Genomic DNA, 19,029 nt, shown 5'->3' with positions numbered 1-19,029 from the left:
TCCCGCACCCGAGGGGTGGCTCTACGGGGTCGAGCGGAGCGGCACCGAGACGTCGCCGCCCGCTTCCTCCGTCAGTCGCTCCCCCATCTGCACGAACGTCGGCTCGGCGATGAACCCCCCGGCGAAGAGGGCCTGACCCTGTGTGAAGGTCTGGGACCTGCGGATCGCCGCCTCCGGCGCGAAGCCGAACACCTCGGCCAGCTCCGCCAGGTCGCGCGGCGCGTTGACGCGCATCAGACCGAGGTTGTCGCACTGCGAGAGCACGTTCGGATGGATCTTCGTCGGCCGCTGTGTCGACAGGAACAGCCACAGCCCGAACTTGCGACCCTCGGCGGCGATCTGCACGAGCTGCTCGGTGAGCGCCCGCTCGACCTCGGTGCGCGGGTCGGGAGGGCACAGATTGTGCGCCTCGTCGATCACGATGAGCAGGGGCTTTCGCTCCTCGCGACGAGCCCACAGGTGCTCGAGCACCGCGAGGGCTGCGACCTTCGGTTCGGCGGGGTGGTCGAATCCGCCGAGGTCGAGCACCGTCACCCGCGGTCGCTGCTCGATCACGTCGACGACCGACGGCTCGCCGCGGGACCAGAGCTCCCACTCCAGCACCTGCAGGTTCTCCATGCGGTCGGCGAGTCTGTTGCGGGCGTCGTGCCCGCCGTCGCGCAGGTGGGGGACGATGCGATCCGAGCCGAGCAGCCTCGCGTTCTGATCGAGATGGAGAAGGACGTTGTACTCCTCGGCATCCTGGATCGGACTCATCCGCAGCACGGCTGCCTTGGATGCCGGCGACAGATCGATGTAGCGCACGCGCAACGGCTCGCCCTCGACGCGCCCCGAGCGGAACACCCGGATGTCGGAGTCCGCGCGATGCGCTCGGCGTGATGCGGGGCCGCGGACGGCCGCGTGCTCTGCAGCCGCACGAAGTCGGCGTTCGGGTCGAGGATCAGCATCGGCAGCTCGGTCTCGAGCAGGAGCTGCTCGAGCACGACGCCCAGCGCGTAGGTCTTGCCGCTGCCGCTCTGGCCGCACCAGAAGGTGTGCCGGTTGAAGCGCCGCGGATCGAGGGTGACGGTTCCGAGCCCGCTGTCGAGAGGCGTGCCGATGCTGAGTGCGGTCATGAACTCAGAGTGCCTGCAGAGGGCGGGTGGCGAAAGCGGACCTCACCTTGTCGGTGCGATGCGCGGGTCAGTCGCTCGGGCGCCTGCGCAGCTGCTTGACATCGGTGCGCCGCTGCTTCGCCTTGAGCCGCCGCTCTTTCGACCCTCGACTCGGCTTGGTCGCGCGGCGCTGCGGTGCCGGCGGACGCAGCGCCTCGGCGACGATGCTCGCGAGTCGTTCACGTGCGGCGTCGCGGTTGCGCAGCTGGGCGCGGTGCTCGGATGCGGCGATGGTCAGCACGCCGTTCACGAGACGCCCGCTCAGCCGATCGAGGAGGCGATCCCGCTGGTGCGGGGTGAGCGCCGTGCTGCCCGCGGCATCCCAGAGGAGTTCGACCCGCGAGTCCGCCGTGTTCACACCCTGTCCGCCGGGGCCCGACGACCGCGAGAAACGCCACGACAGCTCGGCCTCGGGGATCGTGAGACCCGACGAGACCCGCAGACCGGGGCGATGAGGACTGGGCATGTGTCCATCATCCCCCGGCTGCGGAGCCTGCGTCTCAGCTGCGGGCGTCCGTGACCGCGACCGGGACGCCTCTCGCGCCTGCCTCCACTTCTGCCCCTGCATCCAGCGTCCGCGCATCCTTCTTCGCCGTGTTCGCGATGTGCGCACGGGACACGACGATCACGGCGACGATCATCAGCGCGACGCCGAGCCAGTAGGGAGCCGCATGGCTGACCGTGACATAGAGCGCACCGGCGATCAGAGGGGCCGCCGTGTTCATCGCGGCGTTGAGCGACTGCGTCGCTCCGCCGAGCCAGCCCTGCTCGTCGTCGCCGACCGCGTTCGACATGGCTCCGTCCATCGCCGCGGTCGAGGCGCCCTGCCCTGCGGCGAGCATCAGCGCACCGACGATGAACACCCACGGCTGCGCGAAGATCGACGCGACGACAGCGAGCCCGGCCAGTCCGATCGCCTGCGCCACGATGCCGCTGATCATCACGCCGCGCTCGCCGATGCGAGGAAGCAGGATGCCGAGCAGCACGCCCTGGATGAGGATGTCGATGATGCCGACGCCTGCCGTGAGCAGACCGATCTGCGTCGGCCCCCACTGGATCGAGTCCAGCGCGAGCACGCTGAAGTTGTTGACGAAGAAGCCGAACGGGAGCGCCAGGAGGCCGAATCCGATCATCAGACCACGCAGCTCTTTGCGTCCGAACGCTTCCTTGAAGACGCCGAACGGCTGGATCTCGCGCACCGAGATGCGCTCGATCCGGTTCTCGGGCGCGAGGCTCTCGGGCAGCAGGAAGATGCTGAGGATCGCGATCACGAGGGCGACGGCTGCGGTGAGGAAGACCGGCAGCTGCAGGCTGACGGCCGCGAGCAGTCCGCCGATCGCGGGTCCGATCATCATGCCGATTCCCGAGAGCGCACCGAGCAGACCGAACCGCTGAGCGCGCTTCTCGGGCGGCGTGATGTCGGCGAGGTAGGCGAAGAGGGCCGGAAGGTCGCCGGCGGTCAGTCCCTGGATGACCCGCGCGAGCACGAGCACCCAGATCGCTCCCCCGATGCCGAACAGCGCCATGGCGAACGCCGCTCCGAAGGCGGCGGCGATGATCACCGGTCGCCGCCCGAAGCGGTCGGACAGGCGACCGAGGAAGGGGGCGACCAGGAAGGCGCACAGGCCGTTGATCGCTTCGAGGATGCCGACCCAGATGGCGAGGTCACCTTCGTGCGACACGTACTGCAGCACGACGAACGGCAGGACAGGAAGCACGACGGTCATGCCGACGACGGTGAGCATCGTCAGCACGATGAGCATGGTCCAGGCGCGCTTGTCGCTGCGCGCGAGCGATGTGTTTAGTGAAGTCACTTCGAAAATGTATCAATACCAGTTTTGTTGTCAAGCCAGTTTCGGATCGGGTTCGCGATATCGTGGACGCATGACGAACGTTGAGCCGATCGGTCGCCGCGAGCGCAAGAAGGCCGCGACGCGCAAGAACATCTCCGATGTCGCGACGATGATGTTCCTCGAGCGCGGGTTCGACAACGTCAGCATCCGCGAGGTCGCGGACGCGGCCGACGTCTCCCCGACGACGGTGTTCGCGCACTTTCCGCAGAAGGAGGCGCTCGTCTTCGACGAGGACGACGAGCAGCGGGACCGGCTCGTCTCCGCCGTTCGCGACCGCGCCCCGGGCGTCACCATCAACCGCGCGATCCACGACTTCTACACGGCCGAGGTGCACGCGAACCTCGCCGAGCACGGCGCGGAGGTGTCGCAGGTCTTCTCGCGGTTCCTCAACGAGACGCCGGCGCTGCGTGAGTACGCCGCCCGGATGTGGCTGCGACACGAGGACGCGCTCGCGGATGCGATCGCGGTCGAACTGGGACTGACCCTGGCCACCCCGGAGATCCGCGTGTACTCGCGGTTCGTGCTGCAGATGCAGCTGCTCGTCAACGAGAGCGACGACCAGCTCGGGATCCTCGCCGCCGGATTCACCGTGCTCGAGAACGGATGGGCGCCGGTCGAAGCGCGGATCACCGGCGAGGACTGACTGCGTCAGAAAGTCGACCAGCGGTCAACAACGCTGGCGTTCGACTAGATCGCGTGGATGCGATCGACTCTTCGCGACCGCGAAATCGCGGGATCCTCGACGACGTACCCGAGGGCTCGAAGTTCGTCGGCCGCAGACCGGGGGTCGTCCGACACAGCCGCGCGGAGCTGCATGGTTCGCCAGCGCTCTCGCCCTTCACAGATGGCGGCTTTGGCGGTCGACTTCACGTCAATGCCGAATTCGATCCACAGCATTTCGACTATGTCCTCGAGGCAGAGGCGAAAGCGATGCCCGCCCGTTGGAAAGTGTAAGTCGGCCAATCGCGGGGCCCTGCCAGCCCGGACCCCCTTCTGGTGGATCTTGCCGCGCCTAGTCGCCCCAGTCCGAAGCAGCTCTGCTCCGATCGATCCATGCTCGAAGTGCAGATTGTAGTGCGCCGCGGGAGTGTTCGAGCGAGCGTCTCGGACGTAATCAACAGTGAACAGCGGACGTCCGACTTCGAAGGGACGCACGAGGAACGTCGATCCGACGACAGTGGCTCGCGACGAGTTGGGACTCATCATGAGCTTGTAGTCCACCTCTAGTTGCAGCGCCGGACGTTCTTCAATCGTCAGCGGGATGCCACCCGCAAACACCGAGGCAATAGCAATGCGGGCCGATCCGTCCGGCTCCGTTGAAGCGTCGGCCGTGAATCCCAAGTGTCCAGTGGGCAGTATCTCTGAAAGGCGGAGCATCAACTGGACTGCGAACTCATAAGCCTCGTCTTCGAGGGGCGAAGCTTCCACTTCGTCGACTAGTTACCGGAGAGAAACTCTAGGCGCTCGAGCTCACGGAGGACTTCGAGTTCGTCGATCGAGAGCACATACTCATGCGCACGATCTCGCAGATCGTAGAGAGAGAATCCGACGGAGCTCAGCAGCTCGCGGCGCCGAGACTCGAGGTCGGTCGGCGAAAGCACGTTGACGATCGGTTCCGGGGTCATGGGAACAGGATGTCATGGGCCACTGACATGAGCTATCAGCGGCACACGGTTATTACCGTCAATCGGCCGGCGAGAACTGACTGCGTCACCGGTGAAGTGGACGCGACGGCGGGAGTCGAACCCTACGCACGCCCGCGGAATGACGTGGCCGGGCTAACAGAACCGCGTAAAATCGAGACTTCTCGGTCACCACAGTGGATTTGAGTTGACCCCGCTCACCAGTTCTGTTGTCACGGTGTTGTCACCGATGAGAGTGCACAGCGTGAACCTGGCCTCGCGCGCGCGACCCCCTACCCTGTCTCACTTGCGGGGAGAGAGGACCACCTCCCGGTGGTGGTCCCCCTCAGCCCTCCGATCGCTGGTTTTTTGGGCACCCCCGGCCGCTAGATTGTCGCCATGTCGAAACGAATGATCCGACGGTGGCTCCGGCCTCGAGAAGTGAACCCAGCATGGTTCACGACCTTCGCGGCGATCGCGGGTGCAGGTAGTGTGCCGATCACTTCGACATGGCCGTGGCTGCAAGTCACCGGCTGGGTGATGTTCTGCGTCGGTGTCGCCGGCGTCCTGTTCTTCGCCGGGCGTCTCGTCTGGTTCAAGCTGACCCCGGTTACACACGCCAAGCTCGAAGCGTTCTACCCGAAGTGGGTCAACGCTGAACACGAGCGCGCTCGCGGCGAGTCGAACATCAGGAAGGTCCGACGCTGTGTCGATATGTGGGTCGAGGAACGCTACCGGTTCTACAGCACGTACAACCTCGCACTCATGGCGTTCGTCGACGGCGGGGGTGGGATTACGTCCGGTCCCGCGCATGACCGGTTCATGCAGCACGAAATCCGTCAGACGTTCGCGATGATGGGTGCCGAGTACTGGCAGGATCGCCTCAAAGAGCTCGACCCCACGTACGAGTTCCCGCCCTATCCCAACCCATTGAGACGCTTGAACTTCGGAATTTGAATTTGCCTCTGCTCAGCCTCGGTGTGGCGGCGGAGTATGAGTCGCCTTGACTACGAGTTCGGCGAACTCCTCGCGGGACTTCGAACGCGTTGAGGTGTTGGCGTAGGTCACTACGTATCCGAAGTCTCGGCCGGCCGCTTCTCCCGCGAGGCTGACCGAGAACCATGCCGTGAAAACATCGCCAGGCGCGAGACTCTTCGGGAGATCAGGGAACGGGATCAGCTCCGAGTCGTATCCACGGCGCATGCTCGCGCTGCGCAGGTACTCGTCATCTTTGGTGATTGCGCTTACGTCGTAGATCACAGCCGCCGTGCGGCCAAGGTTTGTGATCACGACCTCGTCGCCGGTCGTGTGCGCCGTGTCCTCGAACGGAAGATATCTGCGTACGACGAACGCGTGCACCCGCGGCCTCGCGCTCAACGTATGCCAGAGCGAGACGCCAGACACGATCAGAGCGACGACGCTAATCAGCACACCCCACGACCCATCAGGGAACACGACCAACGGTGAGTCAACGACGATCCACGGATCCGAGGGGGCTGGAGTCGGCGGCATGGCTCAGATCGTAGCGGCGTTCAGCCCGTACCGATCCCGGAGTCGACCTATCTGCCCCATGCGGCAGATGCCCACCGTGTCCGGGTAGTCCGGCCACGGTGGGCATGTGGTGCATCTGGTGTCAGCTGGGCGTGTCGCCGTCGGCTGAGACGAGACGGTGCCCAGGAGCTCCGTGAGCAGCGCGATTAGCACGCCGGCATGGCATCGCAGCCGAAGAGCGCGACCGTGGTCCTGCTCGGGCACAAGTCCGCGGCCATGACTCTTGACGTGTACGCCGACCTGTTCGACGACGACCTGACCGCCGTCTCAGATGCCCTCCATCAGGCCCGGGCAGCGTCGAGTGTTGCCAAAGTGTTGTCACCGAGCATCGGCGGAGCAACAGGAAAGCCCCGCAAGCCCTGATTTCTCGGGGATTGCGGGGCTTCCGAAGTGGACGCGACGGCGGGAGTCGAACCCGCAACGCCATCAGGTATGAGCTGAGGCCCGGGACCGCCCGGATCGCCGCGATGGGAATGACGCTACCCGGCCCCGACCGGGAAGACCAGGAACGTTGCGGGGATTGACAGAGTGAGTCCGCGCATGACAAGGACCGTCGCGGGGCGTCACACGTCGGCGTCGGCCCGGCGGTGTACCGTCACGATCATGGCAGCCGCAGACGCCCCCGTCACGACCGGACAGAAGACGCATCGCTACCTGCGTCTGGCGCTGGTTCTCATCGTCGTCGCGCTGATCTTCGCTGTCGTGTTGCAGAGCATCGTCGTGTCGTGGACACCCCTGATCTTCGGCTGGAACCCGCTGCCCTCGATCAGCCACGCCTTCTACACACCGGTCCGCGACGTCTTCGTCGGCACCCTGATCGCGGCATCCGTGGCCCTGCTCGCGCTCTCGGGACGCAGTCGCGCGACGACCCTGCTCGACGTGTGCGCGGTGTTCGCGCCGCTCATCGCGATCGTTCCCGTGGGCATCGCCGATCCGCGCGCGGTCGACCGGATGTCGTGCCCGACGGCGCAGGAGTGCATCCCCGCCGACGCCGTCGCAAGCGCGAAAGCGGGAATCGCCGTCTACGCCGTGGTGGTCGTGGCGGTCGTGGTCACGATGGCGCTGATCCGTCGCCGCACCCGCACCCCGAATCGCTCGGCGACGCGAGTCTCGATCATCGCGCTCGTGACCGCGGTCGTGGTCGTGGCGCTCGCATTCGCTCCGGCGGTCAACGAGCACTTCCCGTTCAACTTCTGGCCGGTCAACAGCATCCACTTCGCAGCGACCCTGTTGTTCTTCGGAGTGTTCGCAGCCGTCCCGATCCTCTACGCGGGCGGGCCGCTCGACCCGGCCGAGACGCCGCCCACGCCCCGACAGCGCACGATCTATCGGTGGATCTCGGGGCTGATGATCGCCGACCTCGTGCTGCTGGTGGTGGCGCTGCTCTTCCGTCAGGCCTTCGGTGAGACTCCGGTCGTGCTGATCGGCGAGGCCGTCGCACTGATCCTGTTCGCCACGTTCTGGTGGGTGCAGACCTTCCAGCGGTGGAACGACCCGAACCCGCCGTCGATCGCCGCGCCTCGACCGTCCGCCGCGTGAGGGCACTCAGCCGTGTGAGGGGTCGGCAGCGCCCTCAGCGCCGGATCGAGTCGTGGAAGGGGTTCGGCTCGAGCGTGAAATCGGTCGACGCGTCGGCCCAGGTGCCGCCGCCCGCCGACGATCGACCCCGCCGCAGAGCGCCGAGCAGCGCCGTGGCAGGCACGCCGACGGCGAGCGCCGCGGTTCCGCGGAGTGTGCGGTCGTTCGCCCCGAGCACACTCGCGCGATGCCACGCCTCGTGCATTGCGCCACCGCGGGCCGCCGGCACGCGCTTCGCCGGGAGTCCCCCGGCGCGGCGCAGCGCGACGAGCTGTTCGACGTGCTCCCACCAGGTCGACTCGGCCGAGGGGTGGAAGTAGTTGTCACGCAGCCAGACGGGGTGCGGATGCCGGAAGCGCCCGGCCACGACCTCACTGCGCCCGCCCAGCAGACCGCTGCCGACGAACACCGTGTTCAACAGGCTCTTGCTCACTCCGAACGAGTCGAGGGCGATCACGGGCACCCCCTGCGCCACCGCCTCGACCGCCGCGGTGGAGCTGACCGTGACGAGTCCGGCCGCCGTCGACAGCGCCTGTGCCATGGATCCGTACGAGACGACGAGGTTCTCCGGACGCCTCGCAGGGAGCAGATCGAGGTACGCGTCGCGTTCGAGATGCGTCTCCGACTCACCGGGCCGCGACCGCAGCTTGACCACCACACGGCGGTTCGGGTCCGCTTCGGCCGCGCGCACGAGGGTGGCCGCGATCTCGGCCCGCTCCTCCCGGTCGGTGGGCACGAGGGCCTGGGCCGCGAACACGATGTCGGTCGCCGGCATCCGCACCGCCCGGGGCTTGGCCGGCCTCTCGGCGACGAGGGTTCCGGACGATCCTCCGGACTCGGCCGCGATCACCCGTGCCCGATCAGCCGCCACCATCCGCGATCGGGATCTCGCGAACGGCAGGGTCGCGAGTGCCGTCGGCACCTGCACGCCGATCCGGCGACCGAGCTCGGCGAACGCGCGCTCCTCCCGATGCGAGTGCACGACGAGCAGATCTGCGTTCCGCCGGTACTCGAGGGCACCGCGCTGCGCGGGAACGGCCATGCCCGGAAGTCCGGCGACGACGACCGGTCGCACGGTGAGCCCGTCGACGACCCGGCCCAACAGGCGCACGAACGGGCCGCGGCCGGCGAGCAGCACGACGTCAGGACGCTGCCCCTCGAGCCAGGCGCTCACGCGCGCGAAGGACAGGCGGGTCACATCGTCGGACAGCATCCCCGTGCCCGCCAGCGCACTCCGCTGCTGGTCGAGGCTGGCGGTCAGCGGCGTCTGCACGAGCAGCAGGTGCGGACGGATGCCGGGCACGCTGCCGAGCAGCGACGCCGACCATTTCACGAACGAGTCGGCGTCGGCGATCGCGACGACCCGCAGCGAGCCGGATCCGCTCATGCCGGGATGCGGCGCAGCTTGGCCATCGGCGCCCGCTCACTGTCGAACACGCGCTTGACGCCGTCGCCCAGAGCCATCTCGATCACGCGGATGTCGCGCACGAGGTGCTCGAGTCCGGTGGGTTCGAGGGATGCCGCATGGTCGGAGCCCCACATCGTGCGGTCGAGCGTGATGTGGCGTTCGACGGCCACCGCTCCGATCGCGACGGCGGCGAGCGAGATCTGCAGCCCCCGCTCGTGGCCCGAGTATCCGACCGGAACACCGGGGTAGCGGTCGCGCAGGGTGGCGATCGCGCGCAGGTTGGCCTCTTCGGGCTCGAGCGGATACGTCGAGGTGGCGTGCATCAGCACCACCCGGTCGGTGCCGAGGGTCGTGAGGGCGCGGTCGATCTGCTCGATCGTCGACATGCCGGTGGAGAGGATGACGGGCTTGCCGGTCTCGCGCAGCGCGACGAGCAGCTCGGTGTCGGTCAGGCTCGCGGAGGCGACCTTGTGCGCCACGACATTGAGGTCTTCGAGGAAGGCGACGCTCGGCACGTCCCACGGCGACGCGAACCAGTCGAGCCCGAGCATCGTGGCGTGATCGCCGATCGCGATGTACTCGTCACGGCCGAACTCGACGCGGCGGCGGTAGTCGAGGTAGCTCATGGTGCCCCATGGCGTCTCGCGCGGAACATCGCGCATGTGCTCGGGGGTGGAGATCTCGGGGGTGCGCTTCTGGAACTTCACGGCGTCGGCTCCCGCCTTCGCCGCGACGTCGATCAGGCGCTTGGCGAGGTCGACGTCGCCGTTGTGGTTGAGGCCGATCTCCGCGATGACATAGGCGGGGTGACCGCCGCCGATTACGCGTGAGCCGATGCTGACAGTCATGGTTCCTCCGGTCGTCGAAATGGCCTTCTCTCCTGAGTACGCGCCGGGGGTGAACGCCGAACGACAGGAGGGTTACCGGCACCGGTCAGGCGGGCAACACCCGTTCGATCAGCTCGCGGACGGCGCCGTGGCCGCCCCGGCGCGTGAGCACGACCCTGGCGGCCTCGAGCACCAGCGGATGCGCGTCGGCCACCGCCACCGGCCAGCCGACGATGCGCAGCGCCGGCAGGTCGTTCACGTCGTTGCCCAGGTACGCGATGTCGGCCAGCGCGATGCCGACCTCCTCGGCCCACCCGCGCAGCGCGGACTCCTTGTCGTCGATGCCGTGCAGCACCGGAACGCGCAGCTTGTCGGCCCGAGCCCGCACCACCGCGTTGACCTCGGTGGAGAGGATCAGCATCGGGATGCCGGCCCGCCGCAGCAGCGACACCCCCATGCCGTCTTCCCGGCTCACCCGCACCCGTTCGATGCCGTCGGCGTCGACCGTCGCCGTGTCGTCGGTGTGCACGCCGTCGAAGTCGGTCACGATCGCTCGCACCGGCACCCGGTCCGGGCTCTCGTGAAGGGCGGCGAGCGCTCGGGCGATGCGGAGCTGCTGCTCGTCGTCGATCTCGATCGCCGTCCATTCGGGCACCTCGGCGACGCGGATGCGGCCGAAGAAGCGGTGCTCCGCCTCACGGAAGCCGTCAGCGCGGAAGACGTAGAACGCGCCCGTCTCGAGGTAGTGCGGCTCGCGATCCTGGCGACGCGGGCGACGCGCGGCGTCGTGGTTGAGTGCGACGGCTGCGTCGGCATCCGCGCTGCGTGCCCAGAGGAATCCGTAAGTCTCATGGGCCGCGAACACGCTGTCCGCCCGACGCGCGCTCACCTCGCGCACGGCACGAGACAGGGCCTCGCGCGGGATGAACGGCGATGTCGCCTGCAGGAAGGCCACCACGTCAGCCCGGTCTCCCCCGGCGGCGAGCTCGTCGAGAGCATGCAGGATGGCCGACTCCGACGACGCCGTGTCGCCGGAGATCGCGGTCGGTCGCCGCACGACTCGCGCCCCGGCCGCCTCGCTCACCGCCGCGATCTCGTCGTCGTCGGTCGACACCACCACGAGGTCGATGCCCTCGGCCTCCAGCGCCGTGCGCACGGCGCGTTCGATGAGAGGCACACCGCCCACACGGCGCAGGTTCTTGCGCGGCACGCCCTTCGACCCGCCACGTGCCGGGATGATCGCGACGACCGTGCCGGCATCCGTCCTCTGCTGCTGCTGCTGCTCGATCATGCCGCTCGTCCCCTCGCCGTCATCGCCCGTCATCGTCCGTCATCGCCCTCTGAGCACGCGCCAGGCACGCGAGAGTCTGCGCCGCGCGGCGAGCACGGTGAGCCGCACCTGCTCGACTCGACCGATGCCGCCCACCGGGCGCAGCACGCGACGGATCGCCGTCTCGCGCGGCGCCCCGGGCAACCGCAGTTCGATCAGCCTCTCGGGCGCGAAGTAGCGATCGCGATCGGACGGGCGGATGCCGGAGAGCAGCTGCTCGGCACGATCGCGGAGGTGCGCGGCGACGACGGGCTGCATGACGTAGCCGACCGCGTCGATCAGGAGCTGCATGCGCGCCGGATCGCGATACGGGGAGTCCGGCCTGGTCAGCGCGTCCACGATCGTCGCAGGCACCCGGTTGCTGTTCTCGTACGGAGTCAGACGTGCGAGCACGGTGTCGGTGCCCACCGCCTCGATCTCTCGACCGAACAGGGCCTGGACGGTCGGCAGCGCCGTCGAGAACCCGGCGATGACGGCCCTGGCATCGACCCGCTCGGCCAGCGCCTCTGCGGCGAGCGCGCCGCGGTACTCGCGGAAGTCGATGCCGTGGACCGCTGCTCGGTCGCGCAGCGCGTCGCTGAGCCGAGGCGGCGCCGACGGGTGCGGCTTGAAGACGATGTGCTGTGGTCGCCGGCCGGCCGCACGATCGATCATCTCCTTCTGCAGCGCGATCTCCTCGCGCTCGCCGACCAGGCCGAGGGCGGACAGGTACTGGCCGAGGACGAGCACTGTCGGCTCTCCGTCGAGCGCGCTCTCGAGCTCCGCCGTGTCGTCGACCGCCTCGGCGGTCTCGGCGAGCACCGCCCGGAACAGATCGGGTGAGACCGGCACCGGCGTCGCGACGGGCGAACCCACCAGCGGTGTGACCCCCGGCACCACGTCGACGTGCACGACGCGGCCGATCCGAGCGGTGATCGTGTGCGGCATCCGCACCCGCATCGGCGAGTACGTCATGAGCCCGTCGCCGATGATCGTGAGACGCGCATGAGGGAAGATCTGCATCAGGACGCGCGCCGGGGCGACCTGCGGGCTCTGCACGAGCAGTTCGAGGTCGCCGGGGTCGATCCCCCATGCCCTCGTCAGCAGTCGCCGCAGCAGCGGCAGGTCGCCGGCATCCGGCTTCCAGGAGCTCGGATGCAGCGGACCGAGCAGCGCGTCGAGATCCTCGATCCGGTCGAACCGGTCGCGGAGGCTCGCGAGCGCCGGGTCGGCGACGATGCCCACGGACGTCTCGGGCACCCGCGAGGACACGAACGGCACGAGCACGCGCTCGCCATGCTCGCCGAGCAGCCCGCCGTCGAGCGCGGCGGCGACGGTGGCGAGCCCATAGGCGCTGTGCACCGCGAAGAGCTGGGTCATGCCGCACGTCCGACCGCACGCAGCAGCGGGGCGAGCACTCGGCGACGCGGCCCGTCGAGGCGCGACAGCACGGCCGTGGTCTCACTCTGGGGCAGGCGGGCCAGCAGCCCGCGGAGGCCCGCGCGCATCTCGGCGCGCAGCGACGGCGTCATCCGCCTCGATCGCACCAGGTGCCGGGACGAGAGGGCCATCACGCTCCACACCGCCTTCGGGAGGAATCGGTCGGCCTCGGCATCCGCCTCGACGATGTCGAGCACCTCGCCCATCGCCCGCACGAAGTCCAGTTGGCGGCGGTCGCGCACCTGGGTGAGCGATGTCGACACCCCCCGGCGGTAGAGCAGGGCAGGAGCGTCGACCACCGCGAACGACCGGGCCAGCAGATGCAGACGCCAGATCCACGGACGATCCTCGGCGGTGAACAGGCCGGGTGTGAACCCCGCGATTCCCTCGTCGATCAGGCGACGGTGCAGGACGCCGGCCCACGCGAACGGATAGTCGACCATGGTCGGCTCGTTCTCGGGCAGGATCGCGTCGCGCGGAGAGCCGACCGCCTCGCGCCACGGGTGAGGCGCCGGCACCAGGGTGCGCACGCCGTCCTTCACCGTGACGTGATCGGTGCGGAGCATGTCGCAGCGCAGCTCATGCAGTCGGCGCACCAGCACCGAGAGCCGCCCCGGCTGCATCCAGTCGTCGCCGTCGAGAAAGCAGAACGCGTCGCCGTCGACCCGCTCGAGCCCCTGATTGCGGGCGCTCGCGAGCCCCTTCGGCCGGGCGTTGACGATGACCTCGGCGTGCGGGAAGCGCTCGGCGTAACGTCGCATGAGCATGCCGGTGTCATCACGGGAGCCGTCGTCGATCGCCACCAGCTTGAGCGCGGCGGGATCGTCGAACTGCCGTGTCAGCGTCTCGAGCGTCGTGCCGATGTAGGCGCCTGCGTCCTTGGCGGGCAGGATGACGGTCACGAGCGGTGTGCGCACAGAACTCCCCCGGGTCGACGGTGTCGGAATGCTCTCAGGCGCTCCTTGCCGGTCGGCGGCCTGCGGGTGAACGCGCGGTGACGTGATCTCGGTCGACCCCGGCGTGGCGATGCCGGATTCGCACCGCGCCCGGGGATCGGCGACGATGGGAGCATGCTCTGGCCGTTCGGAACGACGTGGCGCCCGGTGCGGCAGAAGCGCCGCAGCACGGTCGACCTGCGGTGGCTGAGCGCCCGCACCTGGACCCGCCGCTGGTACCCGCAGGGCATCGACCTGGGCCTGTGGCAGGGGCGTCGGACTCTCGCCGTGAGCTGGTTCCGGCAGCAGCTCGACGGACACCACCTGGCATCGCGGGTCGCGTTCGTCGACCTCGAGCGCTCCCGACATCTCGACGTGCTGCTCGCGATCGACGAGGACGGCGAGCTCCAGCCCGCCCGGATCCACGCCGGCGGACTCGCGTGGTTCGACGACCGCCTGTTCGTCGCAGCCACCGGCCGTGGCATCTGGGAGTTCGACCTCGCCGATATCCGGCGCGTCCGCGGCCCGGAGGCGCGACGCCTCGCCGGCGCGCGGGGACGCGGTCTGCGGGCCACCGCGCTCGTCGCGGTGCGCACCCGCGTGCACCCGCTCGACCTCCGCTGCTCGTACCTCGGCCGCGTCTACGACGACGAGGGAGTGCCCCTGCGGAGGGTGCTCATCGGCGAGTACACCCGCGACGACGAGGGACGCATCGGCGAGTTCTCCGTGCCGGACGACGATGGCGACGAGTTCCGTGAGATCAGCCGTTTCTCGCCAGGGATCACGCACATGCAGGGCGCCGTCCGCTGGGGTGACCGGCACTTCGTCTCGCAGTCGGATCACATGCGACCCGGCGTCCTGTGGACGGGGAACCGCGATTCGCTGGCACGCGACCGGGTGCCGCTGCCCGTCGGCTGCGAGGACCTCGCGCTCGACCTCGACGAGAAGCTGCTGTGGTCGCTCGGCGAGCACCCGTGGAAGCGCGTCGTGCGCGGCATCCCGTTCCGGACGCTGGGCATCGACGGCTGACAGCTGACACCTCAGGTCGCGAACGTAGACTGGGCAGGTGAAGAACCGTGCACCTTTCCTCGTCTACACCGTGCTGCGTCTGCTGGCCTTCCTCGTGCCGCTGGCGATCATGTGGTTCTTCTTCCCGATCTTCCGCGAGTACTGGTGGCTCGCCGCGATCTTCGCCGCGCTCATCGGCGTGAGCATCTCGATGCTGTTCCTGCGCCGGCCGCTCACCGACGCCTCGGCCCGGATCGTCGAGCGCCGCGAAGGCAAGAGCTCCGCCGCGCAGAAGGACGCCGACGTCGAGGACGACGCGATCGACGGCGCCGAGAGGGCCTGACGCACAGCGCCAGCCGGTTCGATCGGCGTCTCAGCCGGCGAGGGCCCAGAAGAACGCACCGGCATAGAGGAGTGCGGTCAGCGATGTCAGCGCCAGGGCCGTGACGAGCTCCTTCGCCTGACGATAGGTCCAGACGATCAGGATGGCCGGGAGCCCGGCGAGCAGCGCGAGCAGCCCGATCCACGCGATCGGGTACAGCAGCGCGATGAACGCGAGGATGCCGAAGGGCACGATCACGAACAGCGTGAAGAGCACCTGGGTCGCGCGCTTGCCGATCAGCACCGTCAGCGTGCGCTTGCCGACCAGGCGATCCTGATCGATGTCGCGCAGGTTGTTGGCGAGGAGCACGGCGCAGGCGAAGAGGCCCGCCGCGATCGCCCCGAGCCACGCCTGCTGGGGCAGTTCGAACGCCTGCACCCACGTCGTGCCGAGCGTCGCGACGAGGCCGAAGAAAATGAAGACGAACACCTCGCCGAGAGCGTTGTACCCGTAGGGCCTCTTGCCGCCGGTGTAGAACCACGCGGCGATGATGCACGCGGCGCCGATGGCCAGCATCCACCACTGCTCGGTGCGGACCACGATCGCGACGCCGACCGCCGCAGCGAGCGCGAAGAAGACCAACGCGGCGACGAGCACGGTGCGGGGCTTCACCCGACCGGATGCCGTCAGGCGGGCCGGGCCGACGCGCACGGCATCGGTGCCCCGGATGCCGTCGCTGTAGTCGTTCGCGAAGTTGACGCCGACCTGCAGCAGCACGGCGACCGCGAGGCACGCGAGCGCGATCACCCAGTGGAACTCCGGACCGGTGCTGCGTGCGGCGCCGGTGCCGATGACGACGGGGGCGACGGCGAGCGGCAGAGTGCGCAGCCGTGCGGCGCCGATCCAGTCGCGGACTGTGACGGGCCCGGCGTCGATGGCGGTCTGGGTCGCCGGATTGCCGCTCGCCCGCTTCGCGGGATTGCCGCTCACACGGGGCTGATTCTTCTTGCGCTTCGAGGATGCTGCCACGCAGGGAATCCTACTGGGGGCGCCGATGGACGCCCCCTCTGCGCCTCAGTCTCGGCGGAAGTTCAGATGGATGACACCGCTCTCGGCCACCTCGGAACGCAGCTCGTAGTCGTTCTCGATGCCGCGCAGTCCGTCCCAGATGCGCTGCCCGCTGCCGATCACGAGCGGGTTGACCGCAAGGTGCAGCCGGTCGACCAGGCCCGCGCGCAGGAACTGCCGCACGACGTCGATGCCGCCGCCGACGCGCACGTCCCGGTCGCCGGCCACCGCGGCAGCCCGGGCGAGCGCCTCCTCCGGGGTCGTCTCGAGGAAGTGGAAGACGGTCCCGTTGGCGAACTCGATCGGCTCGCGCCGTGCATGCGTGAGCACGAAGACCGGCACCTCGAACGGCGGCTCGTCGCCCCACCATCCGCGCCACTCTGTGTCATCGGGGTTCTGGTGCAGACCGAACATCCCGGCACCCATGATCTCGGCGCCGACGCCCTCGAAGTACTCCTGGGCGTATCTCTCGTCGACGCCGGTCGTGCCGGCACCGGACGTGTCGCCGAGCACGCGGCTGCGGAACGTCCGCGTCGCGGTATACGCCGCGACCAGACGAGACCAGTCCTCGCCGAACGGATTCTCGGGTGATTGGTCGGTGGTCGTCGCGAATCCGTCGAGGGAGACGTTGAGATCGACGCGGACTGCCATGTGGCTCCTCGGTGCGGTGTTCTGGGTGTTCTCGGTCGTGCGGTGGCGGGCGGGATCAGCCGTCGGGGTTGCTGTCCTTGCCGTCGAGCCAGAGGGTGTCGGACGCATCGCCGTGCGCGCCGCCCTTGCCGACGTGCTTGTCGCTGATCTTCGGCCCCTTGAGGATCACGTGGACCATCGCCTGGGCATGCCCGTGCCCGAGGCCGTAGTCCTGCTTGAGCCAGTTGAGGACGACGGTGGACTTGGTCGTCTCGTCGAAGCCCTGCTCCTTCGCCAGTTCGATGAACTGCCGCGGGGTGAGGCCGGTCTGCGTCTCGACCTTGTCGAGGTATGCCTGGAAGGACATGGGTGCTCCTGATGTGTCGTTGGTCAGTCCTCGGAGAGGAAGGTCTGGATGATCGTGGCGGACGCATGGATGCCGATGAGGCGCAGCGTTCCGCGACCGATGTTCGTGAAGGAGTGTGGCACGAAGGCCGGGCCCGTGGCCGTGTCACCGGCGGAGGCGACGATCGTGTCCGCGCCCACCGTGATGCGCGCCGTGCCTTCGAGCACCACCCACGTCTCGGGGTAGGGATGCCAGTGCAGCCCGGGCCCGTCGCCGGGCTGATTCTCGACGAAGAAGTAGGAGATGGCCGCACCGTGATCCGCGCCGACGAAGCGTCGGCTGTTCCCGGTTCCGATGCGGATGTCCGCTGCGGCGACGGCTGCGAGAGCAGATGACGTGGTGTTCATGAGCCCAGTCTCGACAGGCCGTGATGAACGACCTAGAGTTTCGATGTGGATCGAAACTCTGTCGTCGCAGGTGCCGGCACGCCACGCGAGGGCGTCGAGCATCCCGACCACCGCGTGGAGTTCCTTCTGAGCCCCGGAGACATCCAGGCGGTGCGATTCGGCATATCCCCCGGGCATGAGCTCGCCCACGCCGTGCGCGTGCTGCTGCGGCCGGCCCAGCACCCCCTGCAGTGGGGATGGCTGCGCGCCGTGCGCGATCGGCTGCCTCGCGAGAGCTTCCGCCTGCTCGCCGTCGTCGTCGGCGATGACGGCTATCTTCCCGACTTCTTCACGACCGCCCCCGCATGGGACATGACACCGGAGACCGAGCTGTCGGCGCTGCGCAGCGCACCCCTCGATCCACTGCGCGTCGACCTCGGCAAGATGGTCATCCGCTCGACCGGCGCTCGCCGACGCGCACTGCGCGACATGCAGCAGCAGCCCGAACGAGCGCGGGCGATGATCGCAGACGCCTGGTCGGAGATGTGGGATGCCGCACTGGCGCCGGTCTGGCCGCAGCTGGATCGGCTGCTGCGAGCCGACATCGCGGTCCGATCGCGAGTGATCGCCACGTCGGGGATCAGAGAGATGGCCGGGGGTCTCCACCCGAAGGTGACCTGGGGCGACGGGGCCGTGCGCGTCTCGCTGCGCCGCCACAGCGAGGTCGTCGACTGCCACGGAAGCGGGCTGGTGCTCGTTCCGTCGGTGATGTCGACATGGGGGTGCATGGTGCTCACCGAGCCGCCGGCGCAACCCACGCTGTTCTACCCGGCGCGCGGGGTGACCGCCGGCTGGTCGAGGGACGCCGCCGAGATCTCCGGGGCGCTGGGCGCCCTCCTCGGCCCCGCTCGCGCCGGCATCCTCCTGGGAGCCGGCACGTCCCGCACGACCTCGCAGGTCGCTCAGGACGCGGGAATCGCGGTGTCGACCGCATCCCACCACCTCACCGTGCTGCGCGACGCAGGACTGATCTCGAGCGAGCGCGACGGCGCGAGGATGCTGCATCTGCGCACGCCCCTCGGCGAGGCGATGGTCGGCGCCGCCCTGTGAGCACCGCGCGTCCGCGCTATGCGGATGCGTCCGGCGCGACCGAGATGATCGGCCGGTGCTCGTAGTAGGTCTGCAGCACGACCGTGGTGCGGGTGCTCACGTTCGCGGCCAGCCGGATGTCGCGCACGAGCTCTTCCAGCGCGCGGGGCGAGGCGACCCGCACGAACAGCATGTAGCTGGCGTCTCCCGCGATCGAGTGGCACGCCTCGATCGCGTCGAGGTGTTCGAGAAGCTCGGGGGCGTTGTCGGGCTGCGCCGGGTCGAGCGGCGTGATCTCGATGAAGGCGGACAGGGGCGTGCCGACGAGTTCGGGGTCGAGGATCGCGCGGTAGCCGGTGATGATCCCGCGCGTCTCGAGGCGACGCAGACGTGACTGCACGGCCGACACGGAGAGGCCGACAGCATCGGACAACTGGGACAGTGTCGCACGGCCGTCTCGTGAGATCTCGGCCAGGATCGCGCGGTCGACAGAGTCATCCATA

23 protein-coding genes, 1 tRNA gene and 1 pseudogene are annotated in these 19,029 nt (G+C 68.7%); 7 read left to right on the top strand and 18 right to left on the bottom strand.

What is annotated here, in order from left to right; genetic code table 11:
- Positions 1–21: 21 nt before the first annotated feature.
- The 4 genes from QRN21_RS10385 to QRN21_RS10370 all read right to left on the bottom strand — a co-directional run bounded on the left by QRN21_RS10385 (position 22) and on the right by QRN21_RS10370 (position 2,968).
- Positions 22–804: an ATP-binding protein gene (locus tag QRN21_RS10385; protein ID WP_285363973.1), complete on the bottom strand. Its 783-nt coding sequence runs from the start codon at positions 802–804 to the stop codon at positions 22–24.
- Entirely contained in the window at positions 753–1,115 is a 363-nt protein-coding gene (locus tag QRN21_RS10380; RefSeq protein ID WP_285363971.1) for a helicase HerA domain-containing protein, read from the bottom strand. Before QRN21_RS10380 ends, QRN21_RS10385 begins: the two co-directional genes overlap by 52 nt.
- Positions 1,116–1,182: 67 nt before the next feature.
- Positions 1,183–1,620: an alternative ribosome rescue aminoacyl-tRNA hydrolase ArfB gene (gene arfB / locus QRN21_RS10375; protein ID WP_072591703.1), complete on the bottom strand. Its 438-nt coding sequence runs from the start codon at positions 1,618–1,620 to the stop codon at positions 1,183–1,185.
- Positions 1,621–1,654: 34 nt separating this feature from the next.
- Entirely contained in the window at positions 1,655–2,968 is a 1,314-nt protein-coding gene (locus QRN21_RS10370; protein ID WP_285363969.1) for an MFS transporter, read from the bottom strand.
- 70 nt (positions 2,969–3,038) lie between these two features.
- Between QRN21_RS10370 and QRN21_RS10365 the strand changes: the two genes are divergently transcribed.
- Positions 3,039–3,650, top strand: a complete 612-nt coding sequence (locus QRN21_RS10365) for a TetR/AcrR family transcriptional regulator (protein WP_285363968.1) — start codon at positions 3,039–3,041, stop codon at positions 3,648–3,650.
- A 44-nt stretch (positions 3,651–3,694) separates the two neighbouring features.
- Here QRN21_RS10365 and QRN21_RS10360 read toward each other — a convergent pair whose 3' ends face one another.
- Both QRN21_RS10360 and QRN21_RS10355 read right to left on the bottom strand, forming a co-directional pair.
- Entirely contained in the window at positions 3,695–4,435 is a 741-nt protein-coding gene (locus QRN21_RS10360; RefSeq protein WP_285363967.1) for a hypothetical protein, read from the bottom strand.
- An 8-nt stretch (positions 4,436–4,443) separates the two neighbouring features.
- Complete coding sequence (locus QRN21_RS10355) at positions 4,444–4,632, bottom strand: hypothetical protein (protein WP_285363966.1); 189 nt, start codon at positions 4,630–4,632, stop codon at positions 4,444–4,446.
- A gap of 489 nt (positions 4,633–5,121) precedes the next feature.
- Between QRN21_RS10355 and QRN21_RS10350 the strand changes: the two genes are divergently transcribed.
- Positions 5,122–5,586 carry a hypothetical protein gene (locus QRN21_RS10350; RefSeq protein ID WP_285363964.1) on the top strand — a complete coding sequence of 155 codons (465 nt, stop codon included), beginning with the start codon at positions 5,122–5,124 and terminating at the stop codon, positions 5,584–5,586.
- Positions 5,587–5,598: 12 nt separating this feature from the next.
- Here the strand turns inward: QRN21_RS10350 and QRN21_RS10345 are convergent, their stop codons facing one another.
- Positions 5,599–6,141: a DUF8453 domain-containing protein gene (locus tag QRN21_RS10345; RefSeq protein WP_285363962.1), complete on the bottom strand. Its 543-nt coding sequence runs from the start codon at positions 6,139–6,141 to the stop codon at positions 5,599–5,601.
- A gap of 231 nt (positions 6,142–6,372) precedes the next feature.
- Between QRN21_RS10345 and QRN21_RS10340 the strand changes: the two are divergent.
- A pseudogene (locus QRN21_RS10340) lies at positions 6,373–6,543 on the top strand (site-specific integrase); the annotation flags it as partial.
- A 28-nt stretch (positions 6,544–6,571) separates the two neighbouring features.
- On the opposite strand, the gene QRN21_RS10335 reads toward QRN21_RS10340, so the two are convergent.
- Positions 6,572–6,647 (bottom strand) — tRNA-Met (locus QRN21_RS10335).
- A gap of 136 nt (positions 6,648–6,783) precedes the next feature.
- Here QRN21_RS10335 and QRN21_RS10330 point away from each other — a divergent pair.
- Positions 6,784–7,719, top strand: coding sequence for a hypothetical protein (locus QRN21_RS10330; protein WP_285363958.1), 936 nt, complete (start codon positions 6,784–6,786; stop codon positions 7,717–7,719).
- A gap of 34 nt (positions 7,720–7,753) precedes the next feature.
- Here the strand turns inward: QRN21_RS10330 and QRN21_RS10325 are convergent, their stop codons facing one another.
- The 5 genes from QRN21_RS10325 to QRN21_RS10305 form a co-directional block, all read right to left on the bottom strand.
- Complete coding sequence (locus tag QRN21_RS10325; RefSeq protein WP_285363957.1) at positions 7,754–9,145, bottom strand: DUF6716 putative glycosyltransferase; 1,392 nt, start codon at positions 9,143–9,145, stop codon at positions 7,754–7,756.
- Positions 9,142–10,014: an N-acetylneuraminate synthase family protein gene (locus QRN21_RS10320; RefSeq protein ID WP_056279662.1), complete on the bottom strand. Its 873-nt coding sequence runs from the start codon at positions 10,012–10,014 to the stop codon at positions 9,142–9,144. Before QRN21_RS10320 ends, QRN21_RS10325 begins: the two co-directional genes overlap by 4 nt.
- An 85-nt stretch (positions 10,015–10,099) precedes the next feature.
- Complete coding sequence (locus QRN21_RS10315) at positions 10,100–11,317, bottom strand: cytidylyltransferase domain-containing protein (RefSeq protein ID WP_502883100.1); 1,218 nt, start codon at positions 11,315–11,317, stop codon at positions 10,100–10,102.
- A 6-nt stretch (positions 11,318–11,323) separates the two neighbouring features.
- On the bottom strand, positions 11,324–12,682 hold the full coding sequence (locus QRN21_RS10310; RefSeq protein ID WP_285363956.1) for a polysialyltransferase family glycosyltransferase: 1,359 nt from the start codon (positions 12,680–12,682) through the stop codon (positions 11,324–11,326).
- Positions 12,679–13,659: a glycosyltransferase family 2 protein gene (locus QRN21_RS10305; RefSeq protein WP_285363955.1), complete on the bottom strand. Its 981-nt coding sequence runs from the start codon at positions 13,657–13,659 to the stop codon at positions 12,679–12,681. Before QRN21_RS10305 ends, QRN21_RS10310 begins: the two co-directional genes overlap by 4 nt.
- A gap of 153 nt (positions 13,660–13,812) precedes the next feature.
- Between QRN21_RS10305 and QRN21_RS10300 the strand changes: the two genes are divergently transcribed.
- Together QRN21_RS10300 and QRN21_RS10295 are read left to right on the top strand one after the other, a co-directional pair.
- Positions 13,813–14,706, top strand: a complete 894-nt coding sequence (locus QRN21_RS10300; protein ID WP_285363954.1) for a hypothetical protein — start codon at positions 13,813–13,815, stop codon at positions 14,704–14,706.
- A 37-nt stretch (positions 14,707–14,743) separates the two neighbouring features.
- Positions 14,744–15,028, top strand: coding sequence for a DUF4229 domain-containing protein (locus QRN21_RS10295; protein WP_053097557.1), 285 nt, complete (start codon positions 14,744–14,746; stop codon positions 15,026–15,028).
- 30 nt (positions 15,029–15,058) lie between these two features.
- On the opposite strand, the gene QRN21_RS10290 is transcribed toward QRN21_RS10295, so the two are convergent.
- The 4 genes from QRN21_RS10290 to QRN21_RS10275 are packed head-to-tail and all read right to left on the bottom strand — an operon-like array spanning position 15,059 to position 17,458.
- Positions 15,059–16,036 (bottom strand): 1,4-dihydroxy-2-naphthoate polyprenyltransferase, encoded by a 978-nt coding sequence (locus tag QRN21_RS10290; RefSeq protein ID WP_053097558.1) that lies wholly within the window; start codon positions 16,034–16,036, stop codon positions 15,059–15,061.
- A 45-nt stretch (positions 16,037–16,081) separates the two neighbouring features.
- Positions 16,082–16,726, bottom strand: a complete 645-nt coding sequence (locus QRN21_RS10285; protein ID WP_285363952.1) for a dihydrofolate reductase family protein — start codon at positions 16,724–16,726, stop codon at positions 16,082–16,084.
- Positions 16,727–16,781: 55 nt separating this feature from the next.
- Positions 16,782–17,072: a DUF4287 domain-containing protein gene (locus tag QRN21_RS10280; protein WP_187250291.1), complete on the bottom strand. Its 291-nt coding sequence runs from the start codon at positions 17,070–17,072 to the stop codon at positions 16,782–16,784.
- A 23-nt stretch (positions 17,073–17,095) separates the two neighbouring features.
- Positions 17,096–17,458, bottom strand: a complete 363-nt coding sequence (locus QRN21_RS10275; protein ID WP_285363949.1) for a cupin domain-containing protein — start codon at positions 17,456–17,458, stop codon at positions 17,096–17,098.
- A 45-nt stretch (positions 17,459–17,503) separates the two neighbouring features.
- Between QRN21_RS10275 and QRN21_RS10270 the strand changes: the two genes are divergently transcribed.
- The gene (locus QRN21_RS10270; RefSeq protein WP_285363947.1) at positions 17,504–18,547 is read left to right on the top strand and encodes an ArsR/SmtB family transcription factor; all 1,044 of its coding nucleotides are present in this window, start codon (positions 17,504–17,506) and stop codon (positions 18,545–18,547) included.
- A gap of 16 nt (positions 18,548–18,563) precedes the next feature.
- Here the strand turns inward: QRN21_RS10270 and QRN21_RS10265 are convergent, their stop codons facing one another.
- A complete protein-coding gene (locus QRN21_RS10265; protein ID WP_053097561.1) occupies positions 18,564–19,028 on the bottom strand; it encodes an Lrp/AsnC family transcriptional regulator in 465 nt (154 codons plus the stop codon).
- Between the last annotated feature and the right edge of the window lies 1 nt (position 19,029).

The organism is Microbacterium sp. LMC-P-041, from assembly GCF_030209555.1.
GTDB lineage: Bacteria > Actinomycetota > Actinomycetes > Actinomycetales > Microbacteriaceae > Microbacterium.
The sequence above is the reverse complement of the archived record's forward strand: the minus strand, read 5'-3'. Positions and strand labels throughout refer to the sequence as shown.

What these genes read in the sequence shown, in the direction of transcription:
- QRN21_RS10380 (WP_285363971.1), bottom strand. Translation starts at nt 1,115, where the DNA reads ATGACCGCACTCAGCATCGGCACGCCTCTCGACAGCGGGCTCGGAACC.
- arfB (WP_072591703.1), bottom strand. Translation starts at nt 1,620, where the DNA reads ATGCCCAGTCCTCATCGCCCCGGTCTGCGGGTCTCGTCGGGTCTCACG.
- QRN21_RS10365 (WP_285363968.1), top strand. Translation starts at nt 3,039, where the DNA reads ATGACGAACGTTGAGCCGATCGGTCGCCGCGAGCGCAAGAAGGCCGCG.
- QRN21_RS10355 (WP_285363966.1), bottom strand. Translation starts at nt 4,632, where the DNA reads ATGACCCCGGAACCGATCGTCAACGTGCTTTCGCCGACCGACCTCGAG.
- QRN21_RS10345 (WP_285363962.1), bottom strand. Translation starts at nt 6,141, where the DNA reads ATGCCGCCGACTCCAGCCCCCTCGGATCCGTGGATCGTCGTTGACTCA.
- QRN21_RS10330 (WP_285363958.1), top strand. Translation starts at nt 6,784, where the DNA reads ATGGCAGCCGCAGACGCCCCCGTCACGACCGGACAGAAGACGCATCGC.
- QRN21_RS10325 (WP_285363957.1), bottom strand. Translation starts at nt 9,145, where the DNA reads ATGAGCGGATCCGGCTCGCTGCGGGTCGTCGCGATCGCCGACGCCGAC.
- QRN21_RS10320 (WP_056279662.1), bottom strand. Translation starts at nt 10,014, where the DNA reads ATGACTGTCAGCATCGGCTCACGCGTAATCGGCGGCGGTCACCCCGCC.
- QRN21_RS10315 (WP_502883100.1), bottom strand. Translation starts at nt 11,317, where the DNA reads ATGACGGGCGATGACGGCGAGGGGACGAGCGGCATGATCGAGCAGCAG.
- QRN21_RS10310 (WP_285363956.1), bottom strand. Translation starts at nt 12,682, where the DNA reads ATGACCCAGCTCTTCGCGGTGCACAGCGCCTATGGGCTCGCCACCGTC.
- QRN21_RS10300 (WP_285363954.1), top strand. Translation starts at nt 13,813, where the DNA reads ATGCTCTGGCCGTTCGGAACGACGTGGCGCCCGGTGCGGCAGAAGCGC.
- QRN21_RS10285 (WP_285363952.1), bottom strand. Translation starts at nt 16,726, where the DNA reads ATGGCAGTCCGCGTCGATCTCAACGTCTCCCTCGACGGATTCGCGACG.
- QRN21_RS10280 (WP_187250291.1), bottom strand. Translation starts at nt 17,072, where the DNA reads ATGTCCTTCCAGGCATACCTCGACAAGGTCGAGACGCAGACCGGCCTC.
- QRN21_RS10275 (WP_285363949.1), bottom strand. Translation starts at nt 17,458, where the DNA reads ATGAACACCACGTCATCTGCTCTCGCAGCCGTCGCCGCAGCGGACATC.
- QRN21_RS10265 (WP_053097561.1), bottom strand. Translation starts at nt 19,028, where the DNA reads ATGGATGACTCTGTCGACCGCGCGATCCTGGCCGAGATCTCACGAGAC.